At 44.4% G+C, this 2,448-nt stretch carries 5 protein-coding genes; all 5 read left to right on the top strand.

Translation table 11 applies throughout. The annotated features are described in order from the left end of the window. Positions 1-383 precede the first annotated feature (383 nt). The 5 genes from WBA89_RS24460 (at position 384) to WBA89_RS24440 (ending at position 2,240) form a co-directional block, all read left to right on the top strand. The gene (locus WBA89_RS24460; RefSeq protein ID WP_424410082.1) at positions 384-719 is read left to right on the top strand and encodes a hypothetical protein; all 336 of its coding nucleotides are present in this window, start codon (positions 384-386) and stop codon (positions 717-719) included. Between the two features lie 15 nt (positions 720-734). Next, a complete protein-coding gene (locus WBA89_RS24455; RefSeq protein ID WP_424410080.1) occupies positions 735-923 on the top strand; it encodes a hypothetical protein in 189 nt (62 codons plus the stop codon). 44 nt (positions 924-967) lie between these two features. Continuing rightward, on the top strand, positions 968-1,333 hold the full coding sequence (locus tag WBA89_RS24450) for a response regulator transcription factor (RefSeq protein ID WP_424410078.1): 366 nt from the start codon (positions 968-970) through the stop codon (positions 1,331-1,333). Between the two features lie 105 nt (positions 1,334-1,438). Then, positions 1,439-1,594, top strand: coding sequence for a hypothetical protein (locus WBA89_RS24445; protein ID WP_424410077.1), 156 nt, complete (start codon positions 1,439-1,441; stop codon positions 1,592-1,594). 148 nt (positions 1,595-1,742) lie between these two features. After that, entirely contained in the window at positions 1,743-2,240 is a 498-nt protein-coding gene (locus tag WBA89_RS24440) for a chemotaxis protein CheW (RefSeq protein ID WP_194064947.1), read from the top strand. Positions 2,241-2,448: the final 208 nt, after the last annotated feature.

Raw genomic sequence — 2,448 nt, 5'->3', positions numbered from 1 at the left:
TTACTGAATTAGCATTTTTTATTTGGCGGCGCATCAACCGAGATTTTTTTGATAATAATTTCAGGGGAGTGCGCGCGAGCGAGTTGAAAAAGCCGGTTTTGGCGATCGCCAGCGCGTCAGCCCTTGTATAGCAGTATTTTACACAATTTTTGATATTAAGGGAAGATGCTACTGGGAAAAATGCCTCGATTGCGTAGGATTATTTCTTTCGGTAGAAGTCAATTAAGCTGGTTTGCGGTTTAGTAGCCCTGTTATATAAAAATCAAAGGCAAAAAGTGCGATTTCGGTCGCTGTAAAAATCTCCATCTTAGGTACCATAGACTAAATATTTTAAATATTATTAAATTAACTGTATGCGATAAAAAGTTATCAGTTAAGAGAACTTGCCAGCACAACCTACCGCAGCAAATATCAATCGCGTAACAAATTTTAATGTACTTCGCGCCGTGCAGTATCCTGTAGCTTGTTCGCCCCAAGTTTGGGCAACTAGCAGTATTTTTCAACTCTGGCAAATGATGTTAAATTTAGTCTCCGATGCCCCCAACAACCAACGACGAATTATCGAGTCCGCACTACCAAAATCGATTAACAAAATGTCGCGGCATAACTTAAATATTGGCTCATCTTTGCTGGGTTGGCAATTCGATAGATCCGGTTCATTAATAGCCTGTCTGGTTACTAAAAAGTGTGGTAATTTGCTAGTAATTATTGAATTTTAAATTGGGTAACTCGTAATGGGAAATTTCAAATCCCAAATCCCAATTGCCAAATTCCTCAAAATCCGTTTGCATCTCGTATATTGTTCGTTAACTAAACTTTTTTCTGCCCGCAGCGGCAGTGCGATCGGCTATATTGTATTGAGAAGTGGATTAATTTGTTGGCTGGCGCGGTACCCTCAAACAGCCGATCGCCCCAGCTTCTGAATCAATATTGTCCGCCATCAACAACAGCAAGGAACCGTGGAATCATGTCAAAAATTTTAGTAGTGGACGACGTTCCCAGCGAACTAGAAATCATCTGCCGCATTCTTGAAGATGCCGGAATGCAGGCGATTCGGGCTAGCGACGGCGAAGAAGCGATCGCCCTGATCCGAGAAAAACCCCCGGATCTTGTCGTTTTAGACGTAGTGATGCCGCGAATGAACGGATTTGAAGTAATCAGAGAATTGCGGGGCGATCGCGCCACTGCCAACTTGCCAGTAGTATTTTGTACTCATAAAAACACCGAGATCGATAAAGCTTGGGGAACCGATTTGGGCGCCGACGCTTACGTCAGCAAACCCTTTGAACCTCAGCAACTCGTCAACATCGTGCAGCGCCTGCTTTGGGCCTAAACAAAATATAAAGCTTTCAGTAGCTTTTACAAAAAATATCATACCTAGAAACCCCGTTTTATGTAATAAACTGGGTTTCAAAATTCCCTAAAAACTTTACTTTTAATGATAGCGACTGGCCCCGCTGCCAAACCGGGAATTTATTTCACTCAAGCCTTTGATGCCCAAAAACTGATGCCCAAAAACTCACTTCTGGCGATCGGCTTTCCCGGCCCAGCAAAATCCTACTGTGTAATATCGTTTCCGGTGGCATCGGAATAATAAAATCGAAACACTCAACAGTTAACAGTCAACAGTCAACAGTCAACAGTCAACAGTTAACAGTCAACAGTCAACAGTCAACAGTTAACAATTCCCCAGGAGTGCAACCGGAATTTATATAAGCTACACTAGAAACAAAAAACCTGCAATGAAAACAACTGCTCCTCCGGCGGGAAATCAGACAAGTGGAACAAAGCAATTTCTCCTCTTCGGTCAAGGAGGCAGTCTGTTCGGCATAGAATTAGAGGCAGTGCGAGAAGTGCTTTCCCTCAACGAACAACCGATTTCCCCGGTTCCCAACACCCTGCCATTTTTGCTGGGATTAACCAACTTGCGGGGCGAAATCTTAGCAGCAGCAGACTTCGGACGGTTTGCGGGTATCGAATCGGTTGACATCCACCACCCCAGCAGCCGCATCTTAGTGGTAGAAGCGCCAGATCCGCGAGACGTGAGATTGTCGAGAATGCGAATGGGATTGGCAGTTTCCCGCGTTGAAGGAGTTTTGCCTCTCAATCCCGATCGAATAGTCTCCGCCATCGATGTCAGTCCCGAACTCGTTCCTTTTCTCAAAGGTTTGTACAATTGCGAAGGACGCTTGCTGATGATAGTCGATGTCGAAGCGATCGCCCATTCCGAACGCTGGTAAGTAGAAGTCATTAGTCATTAGTCATCAGTCATTAGTCATTAGTCATTAGTCATTAGTCATCAGTCATTAGTCATTAGTCATTAGTCGGTAGGGGCGGTGGATGGTGCGGGCCCGCCCTCTTAGCAGTCATTAGTCATTAGTCATTAGTCATGTTTTGCTGTCCTTCCCCCATCGAACGTCCAACTTCATCAGGAAGAAGGAAGAATAT

It is taken from the genome of Microcoleus sp., assembly GCF_049646505.1.
Taxonomy (GTDB): Bacteria; Cyanobacteriota; Cyanobacteriia; order Cyanobacteriales; family Microcoleaceae; genus Microcoleus.
Note: the sequence above shows the minus strand (reverse complement) of the source record. Positions and strands in the feature narration are given on the sequence as shown.

Bases quoted from the DNA above. Each gene is read 5' to 3' on its own strand.
- WBA89_RS24455 (WP_424410080.1), top strand. From the start codon at position 735: ATGGGAAATTTCAAATCCCAAATCCCAATTGCCAAATTCCTCAAAATC.
- WBA89_RS24450 (WP_424410078.1), top strand. From the start codon at position 968: ATGTCAAAAATTTTAGTAGTGGACGACGTTCCCAGCGAACTAGAAATC.
- WBA89_RS24440 (WP_194064947.1), top strand. From the start codon at position 1,743: ATGAAAACAACTGCTCCTCCGGCGGGAAATCAGACAAGTGGAACAAAG.
- WBA89_RS24445 (WP_424410077.1), top strand. From the start codon at position 1,439: ATGATAGCGACTGGCCCCGCTGCCAAACCGGGAATTTATTTCACTCAA.